Origin of the sequence: Streptomyces sp. NPDC048751 (genome assembly GCF_043198595.1) — a bacterium.
GTDB lineage: Bacteria > Actinomycetota > Actinomycetes > Streptomycetales > Streptomycetaceae > Streptomyces.
The window spans coordinates 32,395-58,443 of the sequence record NZ_JBICUX010000022.1; the positions used below are offsets into that span (position 1 = coordinate 32,395).

General features: G+C 71.8%; 25 protein-coding genes. 4 read left to right on the forward strand and 21 right to left on the reverse strand.

Features of this window, described 5'->3' with window-relative positions:
* Nucleotides 1-49: 49 nt before the first annotated feature.
* Nucleotides 50-1,063 carry a WxL protein peptidoglycan domain-containing protein gene (locus ACGFNV_RS42230; RefSeq protein WP_393630458.1) on the forward strand — a complete coding sequence of 338 codons (1,014 nt, stop codon included), beginning with the start codon at nucleotides 50-52 and terminating at the stop codon, nucleotides 1,061-1,063.
* Here ACGFNV_RS42230 and ACGFNV_RS42235 read toward each other — a convergent pair.
* Complete coding sequence (locus tag ACGFNV_RS42235) at nucleotides 957-1,295, reverse strand: P-II family nitrogen regulator (protein WP_133926381.1); 339 nt, start codon at nucleotides 1,293-1,295, stop codon at nucleotides 957-959. The two genes, ACGFNV_RS42230 and ACGFNV_RS42235, sit on opposite strands and share 107 nt — an antisense overlap.
* Complete coding sequence (locus ACGFNV_RS42240) at nucleotides 1,292-2,626, reverse strand: ammonium transporter (RefSeq protein WP_393630460.1); 1,335 nt, start codon at nucleotides 2,624-2,626, stop codon at nucleotides 1,292-1,294. Before ACGFNV_RS42240 ends, ACGFNV_RS42235 begins: the two co-directional genes overlap by 4 nt.
* A 186-nt stretch (nucleotides 2,627-2,812) precedes the next feature.
* On the opposite strand from ACGFNV_RS42240, the gene era reads away from it, so the two are divergent.
* Nucleotides 2,813-3,781: a GTPase Era gene (gene era, locus ACGFNV_RS42245; protein ID WP_393630462.1), complete on the forward strand. Its 969-nt coding sequence runs from the start codon at nucleotides 2,813-2,815 to the stop codon at nucleotides 3,779-3,781.
* A gap of 131 nt (nucleotides 3,782-3,912) precedes the next feature.
* On the opposite strand, the gene ACGFNV_RS42250 is transcribed toward era, so the two are convergent.
* The 9 genes from ACGFNV_RS42250 to ACGFNV_RS42290 form a co-directional block, all read right to left on the reverse strand.
* A complete protein-coding gene (locus ACGFNV_RS42250; protein WP_393630463.1) occupies nucleotides 3,913-4,266 on the reverse strand; it encodes a cytidine deaminase in 354 nt (117 codons plus the stop codon).
* A 31-nt stretch (nucleotides 4,267-4,297) separates the two neighbouring features.
* Nucleotides 4,298-4,657: an MmcQ/YjbR family DNA-binding protein gene (locus tag ACGFNV_RS42255; RefSeq protein WP_393630465.1), complete on the reverse strand. Its 360-nt coding sequence runs from the start codon at nucleotides 4,655-4,657 to the stop codon at nucleotides 4,298-4,300.
* Entirely contained in the window at nucleotides 4,654-5,964 is a 1,311-nt protein-coding gene (locus ACGFNV_RS42260; protein WP_393630467.1) for a hemolysin family protein, read from the reverse strand. The genes ACGFNV_RS42255 and ACGFNV_RS42260 overlap by 4 nt, the downstream gene beginning before the upstream one ends.
* Nucleotides 5,961-6,458: an rRNA maturation RNase YbeY gene (ybeY, locus tag ACGFNV_RS42265; protein WP_133926373.1), complete on the reverse strand. Its 498-nt coding sequence runs from the start codon at nucleotides 6,456-6,458 to the stop codon at nucleotides 5,961-5,963. The genes ACGFNV_RS42260 and ybeY overlap by 4 nt, the downstream gene beginning before the upstream one ends.
* Nucleotides 6,459-6,472: 14 nt before the next feature.
* The gene (locus ACGFNV_RS42270; protein ID WP_393630469.1) at nucleotides 6,473-7,546 is read right to left on the reverse strand and encodes a PhoH family protein; all 1,074 of its coding nucleotides are present in this window, start codon (nucleotides 7,544-7,546) and stop codon (nucleotides 6,473-6,475) included.
* 137 nt (nucleotides 7,547-7,683) lie between these two features.
* Nucleotides 7,684-8,796 carry a carbohydrate kinase family protein gene (locus tag ACGFNV_RS42275; protein WP_393630471.1) on the reverse strand — a complete coding sequence of 371 codons (1,113 nt, stop codon included), beginning with the start codon at nucleotides 8,794-8,796 and terminating at the stop codon, nucleotides 7,684-7,686.
* Between the two features lie 90 nt (nucleotides 8,797-8,886).
* A complete protein-coding gene (locus ACGFNV_RS42280) occupies nucleotides 8,887-10,221 on the reverse strand; it encodes an MFS transporter (protein WP_393630578.1) in 1,335 nt (444 codons plus the stop codon).
* Between the two features lie 109 nt (nucleotides 10,222-10,330).
* Nucleotides 10,331-11,626: a glucarate dehydratase family protein gene (locus ACGFNV_RS42285; RefSeq protein ID WP_393630473.1), complete on the reverse strand. Its 1,296-nt coding sequence runs from the start codon at nucleotides 11,624-11,626 to the stop codon at nucleotides 10,331-10,333.
* Entirely contained in the window at nucleotides 11,623-12,561 is a 939-nt protein-coding gene (locus ACGFNV_RS42290) for a 5-dehydro-4-deoxyglucarate dehydratase (protein WP_393630475.1), read from the reverse strand. The genes ACGFNV_RS42285 and ACGFNV_RS42290 overlap by 4 nt, the downstream gene beginning before the upstream one ends.
* Before the next feature lie 104 nt (nucleotides 12,562-12,665).
* Here ACGFNV_RS42290 and ACGFNV_RS42295 point away from each other — a divergent pair, with 104 nt between their 5' ends.
* Both ACGFNV_RS42295 and ACGFNV_RS42300 read left to right on the forward strand, forming a co-directional pair.
* Nucleotides 12,666-13,448, forward strand: coding sequence for an IclR family transcriptional regulator (locus ACGFNV_RS42295; protein WP_393630477.1), 783 nt, complete (start codon nucleotides 12,666-12,668; stop codon nucleotides 13,446-13,448).
* Between the two features lie 201 nt (nucleotides 13,449-13,649).
* Complete coding sequence (locus ACGFNV_RS42300) at nucleotides 13,650-14,990, forward strand: MFS transporter (RefSeq protein ID WP_393630479.1); 1,341 nt, start codon at nucleotides 13,650-13,652, stop codon at nucleotides 14,988-14,990.
* Nucleotides 14,991-15,003: 13 nt separating this feature from the next.
* Here the strand turns inward: ACGFNV_RS42300 and ACGFNV_RS42305 are convergent, their stop codons facing one another.
* From ACGFNV_RS42305 to hrcA, 10 genes are all read right to left on the reverse strand, one after another.
* Nucleotides 15,004-15,996: an adenosine deaminase gene (locus ACGFNV_RS42305; protein WP_393630480.1), complete on the reverse strand. Its 993-nt coding sequence runs from the start codon at nucleotides 15,994-15,996 to the stop codon at nucleotides 15,004-15,006.
* A 20-nt stretch (nucleotides 15,997-16,016) separates the two neighbouring features.
* On the reverse strand, nucleotides 16,017-16,922 hold the full coding sequence (locus tag ACGFNV_RS42310) for a ribonuclease Z (protein WP_393630482.1): 906 nt from the start codon (nucleotides 16,920-16,922) through the stop codon (nucleotides 16,017-16,019).
* Between the two features lie 6 nt (nucleotides 16,923-16,928).
* Complete coding sequence (locus tag ACGFNV_RS42315; RefSeq protein WP_393630484.1) at nucleotides 16,929-17,282, reverse strand: HIT domain-containing protein; 354 nt, start codon at nucleotides 17,280-17,282, stop codon at nucleotides 16,929-16,931.
* Between the two features lie 156 nt (nucleotides 17,283-17,438).
* Nucleotides 17,439-20,654, reverse strand: a complete 3,216-nt coding sequence (locus tag ACGFNV_RS42320; RefSeq protein WP_393630485.1) for a S41 family peptidase — start codon at nucleotides 20,652-20,654, stop codon at nucleotides 17,439-17,441.
* A gap of 70 nt (nucleotides 20,655-20,724) precedes the next feature.
* A complete protein-coding gene (locus tag ACGFNV_RS42325) occupies nucleotides 20,725-21,270 on the reverse strand; it encodes a hypothetical protein (RefSeq protein ID WP_393630487.1) in 546 nt (181 codons plus the stop codon).
* A 74-nt stretch (nucleotides 21,271-21,344) separates the two neighbouring features.
* Nucleotides 21,345-21,737, reverse strand: coding sequence for a VOC family protein (locus ACGFNV_RS42330; protein WP_393630489.1), 393 nt, complete (start codon nucleotides 21,735-21,737; stop codon nucleotides 21,345-21,347).
* A gap of 37 nt (nucleotides 21,738-21,774) precedes the next feature.
* The gene (locus tag ACGFNV_RS42335) at nucleotides 21,775-22,515 is read right to left on the reverse strand and encodes a 16S rRNA (uracil(1498)-N(3))-methyltransferase (RefSeq protein WP_393630491.1); all 741 of its coding nucleotides are present in this window, start codon (nucleotides 22,513-22,515) and stop codon (nucleotides 21,775-21,777) included.
* The gene (locus ACGFNV_RS42340; RefSeq protein WP_393630492.1) at nucleotides 22,512-23,597 is read right to left on the reverse strand and encodes a nitronate monooxygenase; all 1,086 of its coding nucleotides are present in this window, start codon (nucleotides 23,595-23,597) and stop codon (nucleotides 22,512-22,514) included. Before ACGFNV_RS42340 ends, ACGFNV_RS42335 begins: the two co-directional genes overlap by 4 nt.
* A gap of 159 nt (nucleotides 23,598-23,756) precedes the next feature.
* Nucleotides 23,757-24,893 carry a molecular chaperone DnaJ gene (gene dnaJ, locus ACGFNV_RS42345; RefSeq protein WP_393630494.1) on the reverse strand — a complete coding sequence of 379 codons (1,137 nt, stop codon included), beginning with the start codon at nucleotides 24,891-24,893 and terminating at the stop codon, nucleotides 23,757-23,759.
* Nucleotides 24,894-25,910 carry a heat-inducible transcriptional repressor HrcA gene (hrcA, locus tag ACGFNV_RS42350; RefSeq protein ID WP_393630496.1) on the reverse strand — a complete coding sequence of 339 codons (1,017 nt, stop codon included), beginning with the start codon at nucleotides 25,908-25,910 and terminating at the stop codon, nucleotides 24,894-24,896.
* Nucleotides 25,911-26,049: the final 139 nt, after the last annotated feature.

A 26,049-nucleotide genomic window follows, 5' to 3' on the forward strand; every position in this document is an offset into this window, starting at 1 on the left:
TCCCCTTTCGTCCCGTCCTCTTCCGTCCGGTCCGTGGGAGTCCGCACCCATGCGCAAGCCGTACGCCCTCCTCCTGCCCCTTCTGCTGTGTCTGCTGGTCGCCGCCCCCGCGCACGCCGCCGACAACGGCAGCTGGTCCGTGTACCCGGTCTCCTCCGGCGTCTCGGAGCGTCCGTACTTCTACCTCTCCGCCGACCCCGGGCAGACGATCACGGACAAGATCGTCGTCGCCAACAAGACCGCGAAACCGCTGACTTTCCGCCTGTACGCGGCCGACGCGTACAACACCGAACGCGACGGCGGGTTCGCCGTGCGGACGGAGAAGGAGCGGATGCGAGGGGTGGGCGCCTGGGGGAAGCCCGGCAGGTCCCGGATCACGGTGCCCGCCGACAAGTCGGTCACCGTGCCGTTCACGCTCCGCGTGCCCGAGGGCGCCGAGCCCGGTGACCATCCCGGTGCGCTGGTGGCCCTGGACGAGCGCGTCGACGCCGGTGACGGTTCGCTCGCCGTCGGGGTACGGCGGGCCGTCGGCGCCCGCGTCTACCTCCGGGTGAACGGGCCCACCCTGCCCGCGATCTCCGTCGAGGGCGTCCGCGTCTCCCACCACCAGCCCCTCGTCCCCGGCCTCGGCGACAGCACGGCGACCGTCTCCTACACCCTGCGCAACACCGGCAACGTCACCCTCAACCCGAGGGTGGAGCTGCGGGCCCAGGGCCTGTTCGGCCGTACGCTCCTCACCCGCGACCTGGCCGGGGTCCCCTCCGAACTGCTGCCCGGGCAGCAGGTGCGGCTCAGCGAGCCCTGGCGCGGGGCGCCCCAGCTCGACTGGGGCGACGTGACGCTCACGGCGAGCGCGAAGGACACCCGCGAGTCGGCCGGGGCGTCCTTCTTCGCGCTGCCGTGGCTGGTGGTGGCGGTGGCGTTCGCCGCCGGAGTGGTGGGCGGGGTGCTCCTCGTCAGAGCGCGTCGGGGCCGCGCTCGCCCGTCCGCACCCGTACGACCGTCTCGACGGGCAGTGCCCACACCTTTCCGTCCCCGATCTTCCCCGTCTGCGCGGCCTTGACGATCGCGTCGATGACGGCGTCGGAGTCGGCGTCCTCGACGACGACCTCGATACGGACCTTGGGGACGAGGTCGACCTGGTACTCGGCGCCGCGGTATACCTCGGTGTGGCCGCGCTGCCGGCCGTACCCGCTGGCCTCGGTCACGGTCAGGCCGTGCACGCCGAGCTCCTGGAGGGCGGTCTTGACCTCGTCGAGGCGGTACGGCTTGACGATCGCGGTGATGAGCTTCATGCCTGGGTCTTGGCCTTCTGCGCGGAGGAGAGGACGGACGCGGTGACCGGGGCGCCATGCCCCAGGACGCCGTGATCGTATGCGGTCTCGGCGTGCACCGTAAGGTCCAGGCCCTTGTACTCCTGCTCCTCGCTCGCGCGGAAGCCCATGACCTTGTCGATCAGCTTGCCGATGCCGTAGGTGACGAGAAAGGCGTACGCCCCGACGGCGACCACGGCCACCAGCTGCTTCCCGAGCTGCCCGAGCCCGCCCCCGTACAGCAGGCCCTCGGCGCCACCGGTCATGGTGTCGACGGCGAAGACGCCGATCAGCAGGGTGCCGATGATCCCGCCGACCAGGTGGACGCCGACGACGTCCAGGGAGTCGTCGTAGTTCAGCCTGAACTTCCAGCCCACGGCGTACGAGCAGACGACACCGGCGGCGAGGCCCACGACCAGCGCGCCGAGCAGGGACACCGACCCGCAGGACGGGGTGATGGCGACCAGGCCCGCGACCGCGCCGGAGGCGGCGCCCAGCGTCGTCGGGTGGCCGTCGCGCTTCTGCTCGACGAAGAGCCAGCCCAGCAGGCCGGTGCAGCCCGCGGCGAGGGTGTTGAGGAACGCGGCGGCGGCGAGACCGTTGGCCCCGAGGGCGGAGCCGGCGTTGAAGCCGAACCAGCCGAACCAGAGCAGACCGGCGCCCAGCACGACCATCGGCAGATTGTGCGGACGCATGGCGTCCTTCTTGAACCCGAGACGGGGACCGAGCACCAGGCAGAGAGCCAGACCGGAGGCACCGGAGGTGATCTCGACGGGCAGGCCGCCCGCGAAGTCGAGGGCGCCGAGACGGTCCAGGATCCAGCCACCCGGGCCCCACACCCAGTGGGCGACGGGAACGTATACGAGCAGCGCCCACACCGGCACGAAGACCAGCCACGCCCCGAATTTCGCCCGGTCGGCGACCGCACCGCTGATCAGCGCGGCCGTGATGATCGCGAAGGTGAGCTGGAAGGTGGCGAAGAGCACGGTGGGGACGGTGCCCTGCACGCTGTCGGGCCCGAGACCGGACATGCCGGCGTGTTCCAGGCCGCCGATCAGCCCGCCGCCGGCGTCGTCACCGAAGGCGAGGGAGTACCCGGCGGCCAGCCACACCACCGTGACCAGGGCGATCGACACGAAGCTCATCATCAGCATGTTGAGGACGCTCTTCGTGCGGACCATGCCGCCGTAGAACAGGGCCAGACCCGGGGTCATCAGCAGGACGAGGGCGGTCGCGGCGAGCAGCCAGGCGGTGTCGCCGGTGTCGATACGCCCTGCGGCGAGGTGGGCGGCGAGGATCACGGTCGTCTCCAACGGTGTCGGGGCTCGTCAGAGGGTCACCGGCGTGCGTTTCCGGTCGCGTACAGGTGTGTTTCCGTGACGTTTCGTTGCGTGGAGGTTTCCGGGAGCTCACGGGGTGGCCGGTGGGCTCCCGGTAGGCGGACGGTGGACGGACGGTGGACGGACGGATGTGCGGTGGGGCCTTGTGGATCAGGGAGAATGGTCGCCATGAGCGTTCGCAGCCAGTCATCCAAGCCGTCTGAATCGTCGGAGGCTCCCCACCGCGCAGGCTTCGCCTGCTTCGTGGGCCGCCCCAACGCGGGCAAGTCCACCCTCACGAACGCTCTGGTCGGCCAGAAGGTGGCGATCACCGCGAACCAGCCGCAGACCACGCGGCACACGGTGCGGGGCATCGTGCACCGGGAGGACGCCCAGCTGATCCTGGTCGACACCCCTGGGCTGCACAAACCGCGCACGCTGCTGGGCGAGCGGCTGAACGACGTCGTACGCACCACCTGGGCCGAGGTCGACGTGATCGGCTTCTGCCTGCCCGCGAACGAGAAGCTCGGCCCCGGCGACCGCTTCATCGCGAAGGAACTGGCGTCCATCAAGAAGACGCCCAAGATCGCGATCGTCACGAAGACCGACCTCGTCGACGGCAAGACGCTCGCCGAGCAGCTCATCGCGATCGACCAGCTCGGCCGGGAACTCGGCTTCGAGTGGGCGGAGATCGTGCCGGTGTCGGCGGTCGCCGACAAGCAGGTCGACCTGCTCGCCGACCTGCTCGTCCCCCTCCTGCCGGAGGGCCCGGCCCTCTACCCCGAGGGCGACCTGACGGACGAGCCCGAGCAGGTCATGATCGCCGAGCTGATCCGCGAGGCCGCGCTGGAGGGCGTACGCGACGAGCTCCCGCACTCCATCGCCGTCGTGGTGGAGGAGATGCTCCCCCGCGAGGACCGCCCCGCGGACAAGCCCCTCCTCGACATCCACGCCTTCGTCTACATCGAGCGCCCCAGCCAGAAGGGCATCATCATCGGCCCCAAGGGCAAGCGCCTCAAGGACGTCGGCATCAAGTCCCGCAAGCAGATCGAGGCGCTGCTGGGTACTCCGGTCTTCCTGGACCTGCACGTCAAGGTCGCGAAGGACTGGCAGCGCGACCCGCGGCAGCTGCGCAAGCTGGGCTTCTGACGGGTTCTGTCTGGCGGTTTCTGTCTGGCGGGTTGTTTCTGGTGCGGGCCGGCACAATCCAGCCCGTCCGGCGCTTGAGGACGAGGCCGTTCAGGCCGAACGGGGGTCTGGGGGCAGAGCCCCCAGGGACCTCAGCCCGCCGAGACAGTCAGCCGAACAACCCCGTCGGGCCCAGCCACCAACACCGGCGTCTCCGCACCCCCAAGGTCCCGCACAGCCGCCCGGTCCTCCGCGGACGCGGACTCCGCGTCCGTCACGACCGCCGCCGCCTCCAACGACTTCGCCCCGGACGCCACTGCCATCGCCACCGCCGTCCGCAGCGCACTCAACTGCAACGATTCCAGGGCTACGGTGCCTGCCACATACGTACGGCCGGTCTCGTCCCGCACGGCCGCGCCCTCCGGCACACCATTGCGGGCCCGGGCCGAACGGGCCAGGGTGACGATCTTGCGGTCCTCGGGGTCGAGCGCGTTGCTGTCGGTCATGCCCTGAGCATACGGACACGCACCGCCGCGCTCAGGGCCGGTCCAACCGCAGTCGCTCCGCGCGCGGCAGACCGGCCACGACCAGGTCGTACGAGTCCTCGATGAGCTCCCGGACCTGTTGATCGGGGAGTCCGCCGTCCACCGTCACCGTGTTCCAGTGGCGCTTGTTCATGTGGTAGCCGGGGATGATGAGGCCGGGATGGTCGGCGCGGAGCCTGATCGCGTCCTCGGGGTCGCACTTGAGGTTGATCGTCAAGGGCCGCGCGTCCAGGTTCGAAAGGGCGAAGAGCTTGCCCAGGACCTTGAAGACGGACGTTTCCGGGTTGAAGGGGAAGTCCTCGACCGCCGCGTTGAAGGACAGACAGAGGGCGCGCAGTTCCTGGGGGGTCACTCCGCTTTCGCCTCCTCCTGGTCCAGTGGCTCCACCTTGCCGTCCGGCTCCACGAGGACCGTCACGATCTTGTTGCGCCGGCCGGCCGCGGCCTCCGCGGTCAGCCGCAGTCGGCGCCCGTCGGGAAGGTCGACGTGCGAGGACGCCCCGGCGATGGGGACGCGGCCCAGCGCCTTGGCGAGGAGTCCGCCGACGGTTTCCACGTCCTCGTCGTCGAACTCCTCCAGGCCGTACAGCTCGCCGAGGTCGGTGATGTCGAGGCGGGCGGTGACGCGGTAGCGGTCCTCGCCGAGGTTCTCGACGGGCGGGAGCTCACGGTCGTACTCGTCGGTGATCTCGCCGACGATCTCCTCGAGGATGTCCTCGATGGTGACGATGCCGGCGGTGCCGCCGTACTCGTCGATGACGACGGCGACGTGGTTGCGCTGCTGCTGCATCTCGCGCAGCAGGTCACCCGCGTTCTTGGTGTCGGGCACGAACGCGGCGGGCCGCATGGCCGTGGAGACGAGTTCGCTCTCCGCGTCGCGGCTGATGTGCGTCTTGCGCACCAGGTCCTTCAGGTACACGATCCCGACGATGTCGTCCTCGCTCTCCCCGGTGACGGGAATGCGCGAGAAGCCGGAGCGCAGGGCGAGGGTGAGGGCCTGACGGATCGTCTTGTAGCGCTCGATGACGACGAGGTCGGTACGCGGGACCATGACCTCGCGGACGAGCGTGTCGCCCAGTTCGAAGACGGAGTGCACCATGCGGCGCTCCTCGTCCTCGATGAGGGACTCCTGCTCGGCGAGGTCGACCAGCGCCCGCAGCTCCGCCTCGGAGGCGAACGGGCCGCGGCGGAAGCCCTTGCCCGGGGTGAGCGCGTTGCCGATGAGGATCAGCAGCGGCGGGATGGGGCCCATGATCCTGGCGAGCGGCAGCAGGACGTACGCGGCCGCCGTCGCCGTGTTCAGCGGGTGCTGGCGGCCGATGGTGCGCGGGGAGACCCCGACGGCGACGTACGACACCAGGACCATGACGCCGATCGCGACGAGGAGGGCCTCGGCGGTGCCGTCGAACTCCCTCAGGCAGCCGTACGTGATGAGCGCGGCGGCCGCCATCTCGCAGGCCACGCGCACCAGCAGCGACACGTTGAGGTAGCGGGTGGGGTCGGCGGCGACCTGGATCAGCTTGGCGCTGCCGCGCCGCCCGGACTTCACGGCCTCTTCGGCGCGGAAGCTGGAGACGCGCGCGAGGCCCGCCTCCGCGCAGGCGGCGAGCCAGGCGACGACGACCAGGGCGATCGCGCCGGTGACGAGGGCGAGGCTCATGACACGGTGGGGGCCGGGGACGGGCCGGTCAGGCCCTTCTCCGCACGCCAGCCGTCCACGATGGCCGCCTGCAGGCCGAACATCTCGGCCTTCTCGTCGGGTTCCTCGTGGTCGTAGCCGAGCAGGTGCAGCACGCCGTGGACGGTGAGCAGCTGGAGCTCCTCGTCCATGGAGTGCTGGGTCTCCGCCTCGGCGCCCTGCTTGGCGGCCACCTCGGGACACAGCACGATGTCACCGAGGAGGCCCTGCGGGGGCTCGTCGTCGTCCTTCGACGGCGGACGCAGTTCGTCCATCGGGAAGGACATGACGTCCGTGGGCCCCGGCAGGTCCATCCACTGGATGTGCAGCTGCTCCATGGCGCCTTCGTCCACGACGATCACCGAGAGCTCGGAGAGCGGGTGGATGCGCATCCGTGCGAGCGCGTAGCGGGCGATGTCGAGGATCGCCTGCTCGTCGACCTCGGTTCCGGACTCGTTGTTGACGTCGATCGACATGGTGCGGTTTCTGTCTACTTCCCCTTGGGCCCGGACTGCCTGCCCCGGCCGCCCTTGTGGGTGCCGTTCTCGGTGCCGTGCTTGGTGTCGTACTTCTCGTACGCGTCGACGATACGGCCGACGAGCTTGTGCCGTACGACGTCGTGGGACGTGAGGCGTGAGAAGTGGACGTCGTCCAGGCCCTCCAGGATCTCCTGCACCTGGCGCAGACCGGACTTGGTGCCGGACGGCAGGTCGACCTGGGTCACGTCACCCGTGATCACGATCTTCGAGTCGAAGCCGAGGCGGGTGAGGAACATCTTCATCTGCTCAGGGGAGGTGTTCTGGGCCTCGTCGAGGATGATGAAAGCATCATTGAGGGTGCGACCACGCATGTACGCCAGCGGCGCGACCTCGATCGTTCCCGCCGCCATCAGCCGCGGGATCGAGTCCGGGTCGAGCATGTCGTGCAGCGCGTCGTACAGCGGGCGCAGGTAGGGGTCGATCTTCTCGTACAGCGTGCCGGGCAGGAAGCCGAGGCGCTCCCCCGCCTCCACCGCCGGGCGGGTCAGGATGATGCGGTTGACCTGCTTGGACTGCAGGGCCTGCACCGCCTTGGCCATGGCGAGGTAGGTCTTGCCGGTGCCGGCGGGGCCGATGCCGAAGACGATCGTGTGCTTGTCGATCGCGTCGACGTACCGCTTCTGGTTGAGGGTCTTGGGCCGGATGGTGCGGCCCCGCGAGGACAGGATGTTCTGCGTCAGCACCTCGGCCGGGGTCTCCTGGCCTTCGCTCTCCCCGTTCTCGCTCGCCCTGAGCATGGCGATCGAGCGTTCCACTGCGTCCTCCGTCATCGGCTGCCCGGTGCGGAGCACCAGCATCATCTCGTCGAACAGGCGCTGGATGAGGGCCACTTCAGCGGGGGCGCCGACCGCGCTGATCTCATTGCCCCGGACGTGGATGTCGGCCGCCGGGAAGGCCTTCTCGATCACGCGCAGAAGGGAGTCACCGGACCCCAGGACGGTCACCATGGGGTGCTGGGCGGGGACGGTGAACTGTGCTCTCGCCTGCCCCTGCGCGGGGGTGTGAGCTGTGGGTGTCTGAGTCATGGGCCGGCGCTGAAGGCCTGCGGTTCCTCCTCATCACGGCCGCGTAGCTGAGAGCGGCCTCGCGGTATCCAGAGTACGACGGTCCACTGACAACGCCGTAGGGCTTTTCGGTGCCGATACGGTCATCGCCGCGAGCCTCACGCCGACCTGCGGAACCCGATCGTCGGCACGGCCCTCCGCAGCGGCCACGGTCGTACCGCCCCCTCGGGGACGAGGTCCGCGAGGAACGCGTACCGGCGCAGGGCGGTCGGGTCCTGGCCCTCGACCGACTGGACCCTGCTCCACCAGGCGGCGATCTCCGCCCACCCCGGTGCCGAGAGGGACCCGCCGAACTCCTGGACCGACAGGGCGGCGGTCAGGCCGGCGAAGGCGAGGCGGTCGGCGAGCGGCCAGTCGGCGAGTGTGCCGGTGACGAAGCCGGCCACGAAGACGTCGCCGGCGCCGGTCGGGTCGAGTGCCTCGACGGCGATCGCGGGGACCTCGGCGCTCTCCCCGGTCCGCCGGTCCACCGCGTAGGCGCCCTCCGCGCCGAGGGTGACGACGGCGAGCGGCACGTGCTCGGTGAGGGCGTGCGCGGCGGCCCGCGGGCAGGTGGCGCCCGTGTAGCGCATGGCCTCCGCCGCGTTCGGCAGGAACGCCTCGCAGTGTTCGAGGTCGGCGAGGCCCGCCAGGTCCCACGCCCCGGTGTCGTCCCAGCCGACGTCGGCGAAGACGCGGGTGCCGTGGTGCGCGGCCTGGGCGATCCAGGGGGCCCGTTTGCCGGGGGTGAGGGAGGCGACGGCCGCGCGGGCGCGGGGCGGGTCCTCGGGGGCGGGCTCCTCGGGGGGCGGTTCGTGGCCGTGGGAGACCATGGTGCGCTCGCCCTCGTAGGCCATGGACACGGTGACCGGGGAGTGCCAGCCGGGGACCGTGCGGGACGGGGAGAGGTCGATGCCCTCGCCCTGTGCGAGCGCGTCCCAGCAGTAGTCGCCGTAGTGGTCGTCGCCGAAGGCGGCCGCGAGGGACGTGCGCAGGCCCAGACGGGCCAGGGCGGTGGCCATGTTGGCGACGCCACCGGGGCTCGACCCCATCCCGCGCGCCCAGGACTCGGTCCCGCGCACCGGGGCGGAGTCGAGCCCGGTGAAGATGATGTCGAGGAAGACGGTGCCGGTGAGATAGACGTCCCAGGGCGGGTCGCCCGGTGTACGCAGGGCGGCCAGGGGGTCGACCTGGGGCTGCTTGCGGGGGTCCTCTCCGACGGACGGGGTCACGATGCGCTCCCTGACGATGGTGCGGATCCAGCCAGTCTGCACCAGACCACCGACAGCGGGGCGGCAGTCCCGCCTCTACCGCCCCTCTCGTCAGGCGGCGGCCGGTCCCGGACGGGCCGTTCGCGCCGCACCCGGTGTCGCCCGGGGTTCCGGTGTCACCGGGGCCTTCGCCGGCTTCGTACGGACCCGGTCGTTGCGGCCGCCGCCGCGGACCAGCAGGACGCTGAGCGCGGCGAGGAAGCCGACGACGGTGAGGCCGACCAGGCCGCCCTTGGTGGAGCCGGTGGCGTCCTCGATGAGCCCGAAGGCGGTGGGGGCGACGAACCCGCCGAGGTTGCCGATGGAGTTGACGAGCGCGATGCCGGGGGCGGCGGCGCGGGCGTCGAGGTAGCTCTGCGGGATGGTCCAGAAGATCGGGGAGGCCGGTTTGAAGCCCATCGCGGCCAGGCACAGCGCGCCCAGGCCCGCCCACGGCGACACGAACACGGCGAGCAGCGTGCCGCAGCCGCCGAGGACCAGCAGGGCGATCAGGATCGGGCGGCGCTTGCCGATGCGGTCGGAGACGCGGCCGCTGACGTAGACCGAGGCGATCGCGCACAGCCAGGGCACCGAGGTGAGCAGGCCCACCTGGAAGGAACTGAGCCCGCCGATGTCGTCCACGATCGACGGCAGCCAGAAGGTGACCGCGTACAGGGCGACGTTGATCGCGAAGTAGATCCACAGGAAGAGCAGCATCTGGGGATCGGCGAGCAGCTTCCAGCGGGAGACGTGCGTGCCGGTGCCGCGTTCGGCGTCGCGGGCGTCCTGCTCGGCGTCGATGACCGCGACGAGGCCGGTCTTCTCCTCGTCGGTGAGCCACTTCGCCGTCTCGATGCCGGAGTCGAGGAAGCGGTAGACGACGAAGCCGAGGACGACGGAGAGGACGCCCTCGATGAAGAACATCCACTGCCAGCCCGAGTGGCCCCAGACGCCGTGCATTTCGAGGAGCGCGCCGGAGACGGGGCCGACGATCACGGTGGCGGTGCCGGAGCCCATCAGGAAGATCGAGGTGGCGCGGCCGCGGTGGGAGTCGGGGAGCCAGCGGCTGAAGTAGTAGATGACTGCGGGGAAGAATCCTGCCTCCGCGACGCCGAGCAGGAAGCGCAGGGCGTAGAACGTCTCCACGCTGTTGACGAAGGCCATCGCGGTGGCGACCACACCCCAGCTGATCATGATCCGGGTGAGCCACACCTTCGCGCCGAACCGCTCCATCAGGATGTTGGAGGGGACCTCGAAAAGGGCGTAAGCGATGAAGAAGATCCCGGCGCCGAGTCCGAACGCGGCGGCCGACAGCCCTACGTCGGCGCGGAGTTCGTCCTGGGCGAAGCCGAGGTTGACGCGGTCCATGTAGTTCGCGACGAACATCACGAAGAAGAGGGGGACCACACGGCGGAAGATCTTGCGGATGGCGGACTGGACGGCGGGCGGGTGTTCTACGGGGACAGCTGGTTTTACTGACACGAGCGGCTCCGATCGTGCTCAGGCGGAGGGGGGATTACCAGCGGGGAACGGCAGGGGTCACCCAGTCCGGGTCGGCGACCCGCATCGCGGCCGCGTCGTCGCGGTCCTTCAGACTGCCGTCGTCGTCGAGCCAGCGCCGGTGGAGGAACTCCAGTCGGTCACGGTCGAGTTCGACGCCGAGGCCGGGTGCGTCGGAGACGGTGACCTTGCCGTCTTCGAAGGTCAGCCGCTGGGTGAGGACGTCCTCCGACTGCCAGGGGTAGTGGGAGTCGCAGGCGTGGTGGAGGTTGGGGACGGTGGACGCCACATGGGTCATGGCGGCCAGGGAGATCCCCAGGTGGGTGTTGGAGTGCATGGAGACTCCGACGCCGAAGGTGCGGCAGATGGCGGCGAGTTGCTGGGTGTTGCGCAGGCCGCCCCAGTAGTGGTGGTCGGAGAGGACGACCTGGACTGCGTCCTTCTGGAACGCCTCCTTGATCTCGGCGAAGGTCGTCACGCACATGTTGGTGGCGAGGGGGACGTCGGTGTGCGCGGCGACCTCGGCCATGGCGGGGGTGCCGAGGGCGGGGTCCTCCAGGTACTCGAGGACGTCGCCGAGCTCCTTCGCCACGTGCAGTGAGGTCTCCACGGACCAGGCGCCGTTGGGGTCGAGGCGCAGGGGGTGGCCGGGGAATGCCTCGGCGAGGGCGCGGATCGCGGCGATCTCCTCGTCGGGCGGGAAGACGCCGCCCTTGAGCTTGAAGGAGGTGAAGCCGTAGCGCTCGGTGAACCTGCGGGCCTGCTCGACGACTCCGGCGGGGTCGACGGCGGCACCCCAGTCGTCCTTCTCGGACGTCACGCCCTCGGGGTGGTCGGCCCACTTGTAGAAGAGGTACGCGCTGTACTCGACGGCGTCGCGCACCTTGCCGCCGAGCAGGGCGTGCACGGGCAGGCCGAGGGCCTTGCCGAGGGCGTCGAGGCAGGCCACCTCGAAGGCGGAGATGACGGACAGCCGCAGCTTGTCGGCGGTCTGGACACCGCGCAGTCCGCCGACGTCGACCTGGCCGGAGACCCGGGAGTTGTCCACGGCCACTTCTTCGGCGACGACGAACAGCCCGTTGAGGTCGCTCACCGGGCGGCCGACCAGCTTGTTCGCGAACGGCCGGGCCAGCTCCAGGTACTTGGTGTCGCCGTAGGTCTCCCCCACGCCCGTCGTCCCGTCGGCCGTGACCACCTCCACGATGAGGCGGGGGGTGTACGGCTGGTGGACGCCCTGTGTGTTGAGCAGGGGCGGGTCGGCGACCAGGATCGGCGTCAGGCGGACCTCGGTGATGGTCAGGTCGCGGGTCACAGGGAGGCTCCTACGAGGTCGAGTCCGGTGGTGAGGACGGCCTTGAGGTCGGCCAGGTCGGCTGCCGACGGGTCGGTGAGCGGGGCGCGGACCGGGCCGACGGGACGGCCGCGCAGCCGGGCGGCGGCCTTGACGAGGGACACGGCGTAGCCGGGGACCCGGTCGCGGAGTTCGACGAGCGGGACGTAGAAGTCGCGCAGCAGCCGGTCGGTGGTCTTGTCGTCGCCCGCGTGCAGGGCGGTGAAGAACGCGTCGGCGATCTCGGGGGCGAAGGCGTGCACGGCGGAGGAGTAGGCGGGGACGCCGACGGTGGCGTAGGCGCGGGCCTGGATCTCGGCGGTGGCGGCGCCGTTGAAGAAGAGGAAGCCCTCGGGGGCGGCGAGGGTGAGGCGCTGGAGGCGGTCGAGGTCGCTGTGGCCGTCCTTGAGGCCGATGACGTTCGGGATCTCGGTGATTCGCCTGAAGGCCTTCACGCCGAAGGCGACCTGGCCGCGCTGGTAGGCGATGAGCGGCAGCCGGGTGCGGGCGGCGAGGTGCTCCAGCTGGGCGACGAGGCCGTCCTGCGGGGCGGCGACGAGGTAGTGCGGCAGCACGAGCAGGGCGTCGGCTCCGGCGTCCTCGGCGATGCGCGCGAAGCGGGAGGCCTGGGCCCAGCCGTAGCCGACGCCGGCGACCACGGGCACCCGGCCGGCCGACTCCTCGACGGCGATGGTGACGACCCGGCGGTACTCGTCCTCGTCGAGGGAGAAGAACTCGCCGGTGCCGCAGGCGGGGAAGACGGCGCCGGGGGCGGTGGCGATCTGGGCGGCGACATGGGTGCGGAAGCCGTCGGGGTCGAGTGAGCCGTCCGCGTGGAAGCTCGTCAGCGGGAACGACAGCACGCCGCCCGCCATGCCGTCCCGCAACCGCCGGGTCGTGTCCGGGTCGAGGGTCACCCTCGCTCATCTCCCTATGTAGACGTCATCTACGTATGAGGATGGAGGTTAGATACGCGAACACCGGCCGTCAATGGGCGCGCCCGCACCTTTACGATCGGCACATGTCGGAGACAGGGGGCGTCCGCGAGGTGAAGTCGGCGGCGCGCACGGTCGAGCTGCTGGAACTGCTCGCGGCGCGCGGCGACCGCCCGGCGCGGCTGCAGGAGCTGGCGGACGAGCTGGGCGTGCCGCGCAGCTCGATGTACGCGCTGCTGCAGACCCTGATCTCGCGCGGCTGGGTCCGCACGGACACCACCGGCTCCCTCTACGGCATCGGCATCCACGCCCTGCTGACCGGCACCAGCTACCTCGACTCCGACCCGCGTGTACGGCTGGTGCGGCCCTATCTCGACGAGGCGTCCCAGGCGCTGGGCGAGACCATCCACCTGGGGCGGCTCGACGGGCGGAACGTGACGTACCTGGCGACGCGCGAGTCGCACGAGTACCTGCGGACCATCAGCCGGGTGGGGCGCAGGCTGCCGGCCCACGCGGGCGCGCTGGGCAAGGCGCTGCTGGCGGAGCGCCCCGACGAGGAGCTGCCCGAGGGGCCGTACGAGGCGCTGACCCCGAACACCCACACCGCCCGCGCGCCCCTGGCGGCGGACCTCGCGGCCGTACGGACCCGTGGCCACTCCGTGGACCGCGAGGAGGGCGTCCTCGGCATCGTCGGCTTCGGGTTCGCGCTGCGCTACGACACTCCCGCGCAGGACGCCGTCAGCTGCTCGGTGCCGGTGGCCCGGATGACGCCGGAGCACGAGGAGCGGATCGTCGCGGTGATGCGGGAGATCCGGGCGAAGATCGAGGCGACGGCACCGGGCGCGGGCGGAGCCGTGAACTGGCGCTAGGGAGCGCCCAGTTCACGCCACGGGGGTCACCACTGCTACCCGGCCTCTCCGGCCCCAAACGTAAAGTGATCCACATCACCAGGCCCGCGTTTCTTTCCCGAACCATGTGCTTGATACAAATTGGCCGCGCGTTCCCGTCCGTCGACGGCCGTCGCCATCCCCCCTCTTCTTGAGCCGCTTTCGCATGCCCTGGGAACGCCCGTGTTCGCCCCCCGCACCACCCCCTGGCCCCTCGTCGCCCTTTTCACGGCCGGGTACCTCGCCCCGTATCTGCTGCCGACGGTCGTCGGCCGTCTTGACGCGGGACTTCCCCTGTCGGCCACCCAGGCCGGTGCCGTCGGCAGCGCGCTGCTGCTGAGTTCGGCCTCCGCCGGGTTCGCCCTGGCCTCCCGCGTCGAGCGGATCGGGGCCCGCACCCTCGCCCGCGTCGGACTGCTCCTCGCCGTCCTCGGCTACGGCGGGGCCGCCCTCACCGGCAGCGTCCCGGCCGTCGTCGCCGGTGCCATGGTCGGCGGCTTCGGGTCGGGTACGGCCACGACGGTCGCCGCGACCCGCATAGCCGCCGAGCGCGACCCGCACCGCGCCTCCTCGCTGGGGCTGCTCGCGGTGTCCGCGCTCGCCGGGGCCGTCTATCTGACGGTCCCCCACCTCGGGGCCGGTCACGGGCAGCCGCTCGCCGCGATCGCGCTCACCTCGGTCGCCGTCTGGCCGCTGACGGGCGGTCTCCCCGGCCGCACGGTCACGCCGCACGCCCGCCGGCAGCGTGAACGCCTCCCCCACCTGCGCTCCGGGCTGCTCCTGGCCGCCGCCATGCCGTGCTGGTCCCTCGCCCAGAACTCCCTGTGGGGCGTCAGCGGCCGGATAGGGCTCACGCAGGCCCACCTCACCGAGGCGACCGTCGGAGCCGTGTTCGCCGTGGCGCTCGGCGCCGGGCTGCTCGGCGTCCTCGGCGCGGGCGCGCTGGGAGCGCGGTTCGGGCGGGCGCTGCCCATCGGGGGCGGTACGACCCTCATCGCCGGGTGCATCGTCGCGAGCGCGTCCGCGACCGGCCTGGCGAGCTTCGCGGCGGGCGAGATCGCCTGGAACGCCCTCTACCCGGTCGTCCTGTCGTACCTCATCGGCCTCGCCGCCTCGCTCGACCCGCGCGGCCGCTGGGCGGTGCTCGTCGGCTCCGCGTCCTCGCTGGGCACGGCGGCGGGCCCGCTGACCGGGAGCGTGCTGTCGGCGCAGGCCGGCTTCCCGGCGATGGGCGCCGTCCTCGCCGTGGGCCTGCTGGTCGTCGCCGTGCCCATGACCGCCGTCGCCCTCCACACCGGCGGACGCCCGCTGCTGCCCGGCGCGGTCCGCCGTCGCGGCGGCACCCCGGCCGCCGTGGTCGCCGCGGCCCCCGGCACCCCCACGGGCGCGGTGCCGCGCGTCGGCGCGCCGGAGCAGCCGGTGGTGGCGATCCACGTCGAGCCGCCGGCCGTCGCGGCCCAGGGCGCCTACGACACGGCGGGACCCCGGCCGGCTGGTGCCGCGCCGGGGCCCGGGGGCGCGTAGCTCCGCGACGGCGTCACTGGAAGGCGTACGCCTCCACCTCGGCGAGGTAGCGCGCCCGCCGCTCCTCGTCGTGCTCCAGGAAGGAGGCGAGGAAGGAGTTGCGGGCCAGCTCGCGCAGCCGGTCCTCGCCCAGGCCCAGCGCCTGCCGTACGGCGTGGAAGTTGTCGTCGACGTAGCCACCGAAGTAGGCCGGGTCGTCGGAGTTGACCGTGCAGAGAAGGCCGGCGTCGAGCATGGCGGGCAGCGGGTGCTCGGCGAGGACGTCCACGGCCCGCAGCCGCACGTTGGACAGCGGGCACACGGTGAGCGGGATCCGCTCCCGCACCAGCCGCGCGACGAGCGCCGGGTCCTCCATGCAGCGCAGCCCGTGGTCGACGCGCTCGACGCCGAGCACGTCCAGAGCCTCCGTGATGTACTCCGGGGGCCCCTCCTCACCGGCGTGCGCCACGCGTCGCAGACCGAGGGCGGCGGCCGCCTCGTACACCTCGCGGAACTTCACCGGCGGGTGGCCGACCTCGGCCGAGTCCAGGCCGATGCCGGTGATCCGGTCGAGGTACGGGCGGGCGGCCTCCAAGGTCTCCAGGGCCGACGCGGCGGACTCGTCACGCAGGAAGCACAGGATGAGCTGGGTGGAGACCCCGTGGTTGGCCTCGCTCGCGCCCAGCGCCCGCCACAGCCCCTCGACGACGGTGCCCATCTCCACCCCTCGGGAGACGTGGGCCTGCGGGTCGAAGAAGATCTCCGCGTGCCGCACGCCCTGCGCGGCGGCACGGGCGAGGTAGGCGTTCGCGAGGTCCTCGAAGTCCCGCTCGGTGCGCAGGACCGCCATGAGCTCGTAGTACAGGTTCAGGAAGGACTGGAGGTCCTCGAACTGGTACGCCTTGCGCAGCTCTTCGGTGTCCGCGTACGGCAGCTCGACACCGTTGCGCGCGGCGAGCTCGAACGCCAGCTCGGGCTCCAGGGTGCCTTCGATGTGCAGGTGCAGTTCAGCTTTGGGGAGGGGCATCAAAGCATGGTACGGGTGATTTATCTGCGCTTCGGAACCGGCACCCGCAGCAGATCGTGTGCCACGGTCAGCTCCCCCTCGAAGCCCGCGGCCCGCGCCTGGCGTTCGAACTCGTCGGGCTCCGAGTAGCGCTGACTGAAGTGGGTCAGCACCAGATGCCGCACCCCGGCGTCCCGCGCCACGCGCGCCGCCTGACCGGCGGTCAGATGTCCGTGCTCGACGGCGAGTTCCTCGTCGTCGTCGAGGAAGGTGGACTCGATGACGAGCATGTCGCAGCCCTCGGCGAGCGCGTGCACACCGTCGCACAGCCGGGTGTCCATGACGAACGCGAACCGCTGCCCGCGCCGCACCTCGCTGACCTCTTCCAGCGTCACCCCGCCGACGGCGCCCTCCCGCTGGACACGGCCGACGTCCGGCCCCGTGATCCCGCGCGCGGCGAGCCGCTCGGGCAGCATGCGGCGGCCGTCGGGCTCGACGATCCGGTAGCCGTACGACTCCACGGGGTGGGACAGCTTGCGGGCCTCCAGCGTGTAGCTCTTGGTCACGGCCAGCACCCCGTCCTCGGCGACCGGCGCCTCGGCGAGCTCGACGGTCTCCCGGTAGGCGGTGGCGTACCGCAGCCGGTCGAAGAAGCGTTGGCCCGAGCGCGGGAAGTGGGCGGTGACCTGGTGCGGGACCTTGTCGAGGTTGATGCGCTGGATGACCCCGGCGAGGCCCAGCGAGTGGTCGCCGTGGAAGTGCGTGACGCAGATCCGGTTCAGGTCGTGCGCGGCGACACCGGCACGCAGCATCTGGCGCTGCGTGCCCTCGCCCGGGTCGAACAGGATGCCGTCGCCGTCCCAGCGCAGCAGGTAGCCGTTGTGGTTGCGGTGCCGGGTCGGGACCTGGCTCGCGGTGCCGAGGACGACCAGTTCACGTACCGACACGACGTCCTACCCGGGGGGCCATTGCAGGCCGCGCCCGCCCAGGACGTGCGCGTGCGCGTGGAAGACGGTCTGCCCGGCGCCGCTGCCCGTGTTGAAGACGATCCGGTAACTCTCCAGCTTCTCCTCGTCCGCGATCACCTGCGTCTCCCGCAGCACGTCCGCGGCGAGCTCCGGAGCGGCTGCGGCAAGCGCCGCGGCGTCCGTGTAGTGCGCCTTCGGGATCACCAGGATGTGCGTCGGCGCCTGCGGGTTGATGTCCCTGAACGCGACGGTCGTCCCGGTCTCCCGGACGATCGTCGCCGGGACGGCCCCCGCCACGACCTTGCAGAACAAGCAGTCGTCCTGCGGCTCCCCTGCCATGCGGCCTCCTCACACAGTTGATCGCTATGGGGGCATGTTATCCATCCGCCGAGCCGCGGGCAGTCGTGCCGCTGGGGCGGCTCCCGACCCACTGAAGGCGGCACCCCGCAAGCGCCGGGCTGCGCGCCCCACCCCCCGCCCAGCACCGACCCAGGGCTATGGCAAAGCGGGGGGAACCTTCGCCGGCGTCACCTCGAGCGCGGCCAACGCCAGCCTCACCGCCTCGTCCAGCTGTACATCCCTCCCGGCCGCCCAGTCCTGCGGGGCCTGCACCACCTCCACGTCCGGGTCCACCCCGTGGTTCTCCACCCCCCACCCGTAACCCTCCAGCCAGAACGCGTACTTCGGCTGCGTCACCAGCGTCCCGTCCACCAGGCGGTACCGGCTGTCGATCCCGACGACCCCGCCCCACGTCCGCGTCCCGACCACCGGTCCGATCCCCAGCGCCTTGATCGCCGCGTTCACGATGTCCCCGTCCGACCCGGAGAACTCGTTCGCCACGGCCACGACAGGTCCCCGCGGCGCGTCCCGCGGATAGCTCTCGGCCCGCATCCCGCGCGGCAGGTCCCACCCCACGATGCGCCGCGCCAGCTTCTCGATCACCAGCTGGGACGTGTGTCCGCCCCGGTTCTCACGGAGGTCGACGACGAGCCCCTCCCGCGCGACCTCCACCCGCAGGTCGCGGTGGATCTGCGCCCAGCCGGGCGCCTGCATGTCCGGGACGTGGAGATAACCGAGCCGCCCGCCGGACTTCTCGTGGACGTACGCCCGCCGGTCCGCGACCCACGCGTGGTACCGCAGTGATTCCTCGTCGGCGATCGGCACGACCACGGCGTGCCGCAGCTCGCCCCCGCCGGACGGTGACACCGTCAGCTCGACGGTCCGCCCGGCCGTGCCGACGAGCAGCGGTCCGGGCCCGGCCACCGGGTCCACCGGCACTCCGCCCACCGCGACGACCGCGTCCCCGGCCCGCACGGCGACGCCGGGTGCGGCGAGCGGGGAGCGGGCGTCGGGGTCGGAGGTCTCGGAGGGCAGGATGCGGTCGATGCGCCAGCTGCCGTCCTCGTGCCGGGAGATGTCGGCGCCGAGCAGGCCCTGGCGGGCCCCGTGGCCGTGTCCGCCGCGCGGAACGACGTACGCGTGCGAGGTGCCGAGTTCGCCCTGCACCTCCCAGAGCAGGTCCACCAGGTCGTCGTGGGTGGCGACGCGTTCGACGACGGGCCGGTAGCGGTCGAGGACCGCGGTCCAGTCGACGCCGTTCATGCCGGGGTGCCAGAAGTGGTCGCGCATGATGCGGCCGGTCTCGTCGAACATCTGCCGCCACTCGGCCGCCGGGTCGACGGTCTGCCGGACGCGGCCGAGGTCGACGGTGATGTTCGAGTCGCTGTCGTCGTCGCCGGAGGCCCGCCGGTCGCTGGGTACGACCTTCAGCTTGCCGTCGGTCCACAGCAACAACCGCTTGCCGTCCCCGCTGACCTCGAAGTGGTCGGCGTCGGCGGCGAGGTGCTCCAGGCGCTGCTGGGCGAGGTCGTAGCGCTCCAGCTCGGTGTCGGGGTCCGGGTCGTCCGGGGTGGCCCGGGAGGCGCCGAGGACGCCCCGCACCGGGTGGCGCAGCCACAGCACGCCGTCCTTCGCGGCCCGCAAGTTGGTGTAGCGGGCGGCCTCGACGGGGAACGGGACGATCCGGTCGGCGAGGCCGTCGAGGTCGATACGGGTGGCCGGGGTGCCCTCGCTGTCGGGCGTCTCGTCCTTGTCGGGCGCCTCGAAGGGCCGGCCGTGCCGCTGCGGCCCGAAGGGGGACGGCGTGGTCGCGGCGAGGGTGATCAGGTGCGGTCGGGTGCCGACGACGAACGCGAGGTCGAAGACGTGCTCGTCGTAGACGGGGTCGAAGGAGCGGCTCGACAGGAAGGCGAGGTGCTTGCCGTCGGGCGTGAACGCGGGGTCGTAGTCCTGGAAGCGCAGCGGGGTCGCCTCGGTGACCGACAGGTCGGTGGTGTTGGCGAGCTTGAGCTGGCTCAGGGGGCGGGACCCCGGGTGCGACCAGGCGAGCCAGGCCGAGTCGGGTGAGAACACCAGGCCGGAGACGTCCCCGTCCTCGCTGCGGTCGACCTCGCGGACCTCGCCGGTCTCCCGTTCGACGAGGAGGAGGCGTCCGTCGTGGGCGGCGACGGCGGCGCGGCTGCCGTCGGGTGCCATCGCGAGCTCCAGGACCCGGCCCAGGCGTCCGGCGGCCAGGCGGCGCGGGGTGGCGCCCGGCGCGAGACCGGTGGCGGGCGCGAACTCCAGGGCGTCCTCGCCCTCGGCGTCCGTCACCCACACCACCCACTCCTCGCCGTCCGCGCGGAAGGTGCGGGGCGAGCGGGCCCGGACGCCGGGCTCGGCGGCGAGCGTACGGGTGGGGCCGGAGCGGTGGGTGACCCAGTGCACGGCGCCGCGCACGGAGACCGCGCTGCCGCGCCCGGTGTGGTCGGGGGCGGCGGAGCCGAACCAGCGGGCGGCGTTCACCTGGAAGGGCCGCCGGTCGGTGCGCTGGCCGCCGAGCCGGATGTCGAGGCGGCGCGGCTCGGCGCCGTCGAGGTCGTCGAGGAGCCACAGCTCACCGGCGCTCGCGTACACCACCCTGGTGCCGTCGCTCGCCGCGTGCCGGGCATAGAAGCCGTCGAGAGGGGTGTGCCGGCGCAGGTCGGAGCCGTCGGCGAGGGAGGAGTACAGCGCGCCGGTGCCCTCGTGGTCGGAGAGGAAGGCGATACGGTCCCCCACCCACCCGGGGTATTCGAGGTTGCCGTCCAACTCCTCGTGCAGGCGCGTGAATGCGCCGGTGTTCTCCCGGTCGATCCACAGCTTTCCGGCCGTACCACCCCGGTAGCGCTTCCACGAGGCGGCCTCGCGGCCCATGAGCGCGGACAGCAGCACGGTGTGCGGGCCGTGGGCGACATCGCCGACGGGCCCGTACGGCAAGGTGGTGGCGGGTCCGCCGTCGAGCGGGAGGGCACGGGCCCAGGTGCGGCGCATGCTGGCCTCGCCGTGGGCGGTGACCGCGAGGACCCGTCCGTCCGGGGTCCAGCCGCGCACCTGTGTCCTCGCGTTGCCCCAGTACGTCAGCCGGGTCGTGGGCCCGCCGTCGACGGGGGCGATGTGCACCTCGGGGGCGCCGTCGCGGGTCGAGGTCCAGGCGACGGTGGTGCCGTCGGGTGAGATGCGCGGATGGGTGACCGGCATGTTGTCGGCGCTGACCCGCCAGGCGCGGCCGCCGTCGAGAGGCGCGAGCCAGACGTCGTCCTCGGCGGTGAAGGCCACCAACTCGCCGTGCGGGTGCGGAAAGCGGAGATAAGCCGATGAGGCGGCGAATGCCGTGGTCGCGGACTGTGTCACCCGATCACCCTATGCAGGGCGGATGCTCGGGGACAGGGCTTTGGATCACTTGGCCGTCAGGTTCTCTCGGTCACTTGCCCTGGACGGGACGACAGTTCGGATAGTCGTCGCACCAGATGGTGGTGGTGACGGTCACCGTGACCGTGGGGGCGGGCCCCCCGCCGTTCCCGGGGCCCGGGGCGACGGGCGAGGGCGTTCCGTCGCAGTTGCCGAGACCGCTGACGTGGAACCTGACCTTGCCGCCCACCTTGGCGGTGAGATCACCGCGCACACAGGCGCCGCTGACGGCACGCGTGACCTTGCCCGTGACGGTGATGTCCTTGCCGTCGCCGGTCTCGCCCTGACAGTCGACACGGGCGACGGTGTCCTCGCTCGCGGAGGGGGACGCCGAGCGGCTGCCCTTGTAGTCCGCCGTGCACGTCAGCCAGCGCACGTCGACCTTCTGCCGTTCGAGCTCCTTCGTCGCCGTCTCGTCGGTGGTGAACGCCACCGTCGCCGCGCTCAGCCCGCCCGGATCGCACGCCACCGCGCCACCCACGGCCATCAGCGCGAGGCCGGCCACCGCGGCCACCCGGCTCCCGCGCGGCCGTACCTGAATCCGCCTCAAAGCCCCCATGGTCGGACAGCGTGCCACTGTCCCGGCCGACACGGAAGGGCGCATACGGCCACTCCGGCACCGGCGCGCGGAGGTCAGCCGAGCAACAGCAGCCACTCCTGGAGTTCCACCAAGTTGCCCTCGGGGTCCTTGAGATGGGCGACCCGCAGACGGTCGGTCATGGGCGCGGGTCCGTGCACGAGGGTGGCGCCGCGGGCGGTGATCTGCTCGCAGTAGGTGTCCAGGTCGTCGACGCGCAGCACGACCAGGGAGCGGTGGCCGGTCGCCGTGTCGCCGAGTTCGTCGAGGACCTCGGCCATCATGGCCCGGTCCTGGAGCGCGATGCCCGCCGACCCGACGGCGGGGCTGAACTTCTCGTACGGCCCCTGGGTGGAGCCCGACTGCGGCTTGAGGCCGAGGACGTCGGCGTAGAAGCGGTAGCAGGCGGCGAAGTCGCTGACCAGCAGCCGTACTTGAGCCAGTTCCATCGTGGTGCCTTCCGGAGGCTTCTGAGGTGTGCCGGAGTCAGGACCAGCGGCCGGTGCGGCCGAGGAGCAGGGCCGCGGCGGCGGTGCCCGCGGTGGAGGTGCGCAGCACGGTCCGGCCGAGCCGGTAGGGCCGTGCGCCGGCCTCCTCGAAGAGCGCCAACTCCTCGGGGGAGACACCCCCTTCGGGCCCGACGACGAGCACGATCTCGCCCTGGGCGGGCAGTTCGGCCGTCGCGAGCGGGGTGTCGCCGCTCTCGTGGAGTACGGCGGCGAAGTCGGCGTCGGCGATCAGTGCCGCGACCTGCTTCGACGTCGCCGCGTCGGCGACCTCGGGGAAGCGGACCCGGCGGGACTGCTTGCCGGCCTCCCGGGCCGTCGCCCGCCACTTCGCGAGCGCCTTCAGCCCGCGCTCGCCCTTCCACTGCGTGATGCAGCGGGAGGCGGCCCACGGGACGATCGCGTCGACGCCGGTCTCGGTCATGGTCTCGACGGCCAGTTCCCCGCGGTCGCCCTTGGGCAAGGCCTGCACGACGGTGATCCGGGGCGCCTCGGCGGGCTCCTCGACGACGCCCTTCAGGCTCACGACCAGCCGGTCCTTGCCCTCGGCGGCGACCACCTCGCCCTCGGCCCAGCGCCCGGCGCCGTCGGTGAGGACGACGGCCTCACCGGGCCGCAGCCGCTTCACGGAGACGGCGTGCCGCCCCTCGGGGCCGTCCAGGACGAACTCCCCGGCACCGGCCGCACCGAAGTCCTCGACGACGAACACCGGGGCCGTCATCGGCCCGCGTCCTCACCCGGGCACACCGACAACGCTGTCCTGGCCGCGGCCAGTTCCTCGGCCAGCACCTCGACCAGGCGCCCGGCGGGCAGGTCGCGGGCCATCCGGTGGCCCTGCCCGGCCCACAGCGCCATGCCCTGCGCGTCCCCGGCCTTGGCGGCCGCCTTGCGCAGCGGGGAGGTGAGGTGATGGACCTCCGGGTAGGCGGCGGGCGCGTACGGGCCGTGCTCGCGCAGGAAACGGTTCACCAGGCCGCGCGCCGGGCGCCCCGAGAAGGCGCGGGTGAGTTCCGTCCGTACGAACAGCGGGTTGGTCAGCGCCTCCTTGTGCACGGCCTGCGCGCCGGACTCCGGTGTCGCGAGGAACGCCGTGCCGAGCTGCGCCGCGCTCGCGCCCGCGGCCAGCACGGCGGCGATCTGGCTGCCGCGCATGATGCCGCCGGCGGCGACGAGGGGAAGGCTCACGGCCTCCCGGACCTGGGCGAGCAGCGACAGCAGTCCCAGAGCGGAGCCGTCGGTCTCCGGGACGTCCCGGTGGGTGCCCTGGTGGCCGCCGGCCTCCACGCCCTGCACGATCACCGCGTCGGCGCCCGCCCGCTCCACCGCCACGGCCTCGTCGGGGGTGGTGGCGGTGACGAGGGTGAAGGTGCCGGCCCGGCGCAGCGACTGAAGCGCCTCGGGGGCCGGCACGCCGAAGTGGAAGGACACCACCGGCACCGGGTTGTCGAGGAGCACGGCCAGTTTGGCGTCGTACCCGTCGTCGCGGCCGCTGTCGGGGTCGCCGAGCTCCGTCTCGTACCAGGCGGCCTCGCCGGCGAGCTGGTGTGCGTAGACGTCGACGGCGCCGGTCTCGGCGTACTCCGGCTGCGGCATGAAGAGGTTCACGCCGAAGGGCCGGGAGGTCAGGCTCCGCAGCTGTTTGATCTCCTGGTACATCCCGTCGGCGGTCTTGTACCCGGCGGCGAGGAACCCGAGCCCGCCCGCCTCACAGACGGCGGCGGCGAGCTGCGGCACGGAGACACCGCCCGCCATGGGGGCCTGCACGATCGGCTGGGGGAAGAGATCGGTCAGCGCGGAGGACATGACGGCATGTTGTCACGTCCTCCGGGCGGGACCGAATCGGGCTGCCTTTCCGGCACAGGCCAGTACTTCTCGGCCGACCGAGTCGGGTGGTGGGCGGGCGAGGCGGGGGTCCAGGGGGCGGAGCCCCCTGGCGGGGTCGAAGGGGCGGAGCCCCTTCCGTCAGCGCCCGTTGAACGCGTCCTTCAGCCGCGAGAACAACCCCTGCTGCCCGGGCTGGAACTGGCCCTGGGGCCGTTCCTCGCCCCGCAGCTTGGAAAGCTCGCGCAGCAACCGCTCCTGCTCGGGATCCAGCTTCGTCGGCGTCGTGACCTCGACGTGGACGATGAGGTCGCCCCGGCCGCCACCGCGCAGGTGCGTGACACCCCGGCCGTGCAGCGGGATCGACTGGCCGGACTGGGTGCCGGGCCGGATGTCGACCTCCTCGAGGCCGTCCAGCGTCTCCAGCGGCACCTTCGTGCCGAGGGCCGCCGCCGTCATCGGGATGGTGACCGTGCAGTGCAGGTCGTCGCCGCGCCGCTGGAAGGTGGGGTGCGGCAGCTCGTGGATCTCGACGTACAGGTCACCGGCGGGACCGCCACCGGGACCGACCTCGCCCTCGCCCGCGAGCTGGATACGGGTGCCGTTGTCGACGCCGGCCGGGATCTTCACCGTGAGGGTGCGGCGCGAACGCACGCGGCCGTCACCGGCGCACTCCGGGCACGGCGTGGGAACCACGGTTCCGAAGCCCTGGCACTGCGGGCAGGGGCGGGACGTCATGACCTGGCCCAGGAAGGACCGCGTCACCTGCGACACCTCACCGCGGCCGCGGCACATGTCACACGTCTGGGCGGTCGTGCCCGGCGCCGCGCCCTCACCGCTACAGGTGGCGCAGACGATCGCGGTGTCGACCTGGATGTCCTTGGTCGTGCCGAAGGCCGCCTCGTCGAGCTCGATCTCCAGCCGGATCATCGCGTCCTGGCCGCGCCGCGTCCGCGAGCGGGGGCCGCGCTGGGACGCCGTACCGAAGAAGGCGTCCATGATGTCGGAGAAGTTGCCGAAACCACCGGCGCCGAAGCCGCCCGCGCCTCCGCCGCCCGCCTGCGAGAGCGGGTCGCCGCCGAGGTCGTAGACCTGCTTCTTCTGCGGGTCCGAGAGCACCTCGTAAGCGGCGTTGATCTCCTTGAACCGCTCCTGGGTCTTCGGATCCGGGTTGACGTCCGGGTGCAGCTCGCGAGCGAGCCGCCGGAAGGCCTTCTTGATCTCTTCCTGCGACGCGTCGCGGCGCACGCCGAGAACGGCGTAGTAGTCCGTGGCCACTTACGACTCCGCCAGGATCTGTCCGACGTACCGTGCCACTGCGCGTACCGCTCCCATCGTTCCCGGGTAATCCATGCGGGTCGGTCCGACCACGCCGAGCTTGGCGACTGCCTCGCCGCCCGAACCGTAACCGACCGACACCACGGAAGTGGAGTTGAGTCCCTCGTAGGCGTTCTCGTGACCGATGCGTACGGTCATGCCCGAATCCCCCGCCTCGCCCAGGAGTTTGAGGAGCACGACCTGCTCCTCCAGGGCCTCCAGGACGGGCCGGATGGTGAGGGGAAAGTCATGTCCGAAGCGGGTGAGATTGGCGGTACCGCCGATCATCAGCCGCTCCTCGTTCTCCTCGACAAGCGTCTCCAGCAGGGTGGAGAGCACCGTCGTGACCGTACCGCGGTCCTCGACGTCGAAGCCCTCCGGGAGGTCCTCGACGAGTCGCGGCACGTCGGTGAACCGGCGCCCCGCGACCCGGCTGTTCAGCCGCGCCCGCAGGTCCGCCAGGGACGCCTCACCGAAGGGCGCCGGGCAGTCCACCATGCGCTGCTCGACCCGGCCGGTGTCCGTGATCAGCACGAGCATCACGCGCGCGGGGGCGAGTGACAGCAGTTCCACGTGCCGCACGGTCGAACGGGTCAGCGAGGGGTACTGCACGACGGCCACCTGCCGCGTCAGCTGCGCGAGCAGCCGCACGGTACGGGCGACGACGTCGTCGAGGTCGACGGCGCCCTCGAGGAAGTTCTGGATGGCGCGCCGCTCGGGCCCGGTCATGGGCTTCACACCGGCCAGCTTGTCGACGAACAGCCGGTAGCCCTTGTCGGTGGGGATGCGCCCGGCACTGGTGTGCGGCTGGGCGATGTACCCCTCGTCCTCCAGGGCCGCCATGTCGTTGCGGACCGTCGCCGGGGAGACGCCGAGGTTGTGCCGCTCGGTGAGCGCCTTCGAGCCCACCGGCTCCTCGGTGCCGACATAGTCCTGGACGATGGCGCGCAGCACCTGGAGCCTGCGTTCACTCAGCATCGCGCGCACCTCCGAACTCGTCCCCTTGACATCCACCTGGCACTCTGCGCGTGCGAGTGCCAGCGTTCCCCGGCCCAGTGTACGGCCGGGGGGTACACCCGGGGCAAGGCTGGTACCCGGCACCGCACGCCGGAGTGTG

Coding starts and splice junctions, on each gene's coding strand:
- ACGFNV_RS42230 (WP_393630458.1), top strand. CDS start 50: ATGCGCAAGCCGTACGCCCTCCTCCTGCCCCTTCTGCTGTGTCTGCTG.
- ACGFNV_RS42235 (WP_133926381.1), bottom strand. CDS start 1,295: ATGAAGCTCATCACCGCGATCGTCAAGCCGTACCGCCTCGACGAGGTC.
- era (WP_393630462.1), top strand. CDS start 2,813: ATGGTCGCCATGAGCGTTCGCAGCCAGTCATCCAAGCCGTCTGAATCG.
- ACGFNV_RS42250 (WP_393630463.1), bottom strand. CDS start 4,266: ATGACCGACAGCAACGCGCTCGACCCCGAGGACCGCAAGATCGTCACC.
- ACGFNV_RS42260 (WP_393630467.1), bottom strand. CDS start 5,964: ATGAGCCTCGCCCTCGTCACCGGCGCGATCGCCCTGGTCGTCGTCGCC.
- ybeY (WP_133926373.1), bottom strand. CDS start 6,458: ATGTCGATCGACGTCAACAACGAGTCCGGAACCGAGGTCGACGAGCAG.
- ACGFNV_RS42270 (WP_393630469.1), bottom strand. CDS start 7,546: ATGACTCAGACACCCACAGCTCACACCCCCGCGCAGGGGCAGGCGAGA.
- ACGFNV_RS42295 (WP_393630477.1), top strand. CDS start 12,666: ATGTCGGAGACAGGGGGCGTCCGCGAGGTGAAGTCGGCGGCGCGCACG.
- ACGFNV_RS42305 (WP_393630480.1), bottom strand. CDS start 15,996: ATGCCCCTCCCCAAAGCTGAACTGCACCTGCACATCGAAGGCACCCTG.
- ACGFNV_RS42315 (WP_393630484.1), bottom strand. CDS start 17,282: ATGGCAGGGGAGCCGCAGGACGACTGCTTGTTCTGCAAGGTCGTGGCG.
- ACGFNV_RS42325 (WP_393630487.1), bottom strand. CDS start 21,270: ATGGGGGCTTTGAGGCGGATTCAGGTACGGCCGCGCGGGAGCCGGGTG.
- ACGFNV_RS42330 (WP_393630489.1), bottom strand. CDS start 21,737: ATGGAACTGGCTCAAGTACGGCTGCTGGTCAGCGACTTCGCCGCCTGC.
- ACGFNV_RS42335 (WP_393630491.1), bottom strand. CDS start 22,515: ATGACGGCCCCGGTGTTCGTCGTCGAGGACTTCGGTGCGGCCGGTGCC.
- ACGFNV_RS42340 (WP_393630492.1), bottom strand. CDS start 23,597: ATGTCCTCCGCGCTGACCGATCTCTTCCCCCAGCCGATCGTGCAGGCC.
- hrcA (WP_393630496.1), bottom strand. CDS start 25,910: ATGCTGAGTGAACGCAGGCTCCAGGTGCTGCGCGCCATCGTCCAGGAC.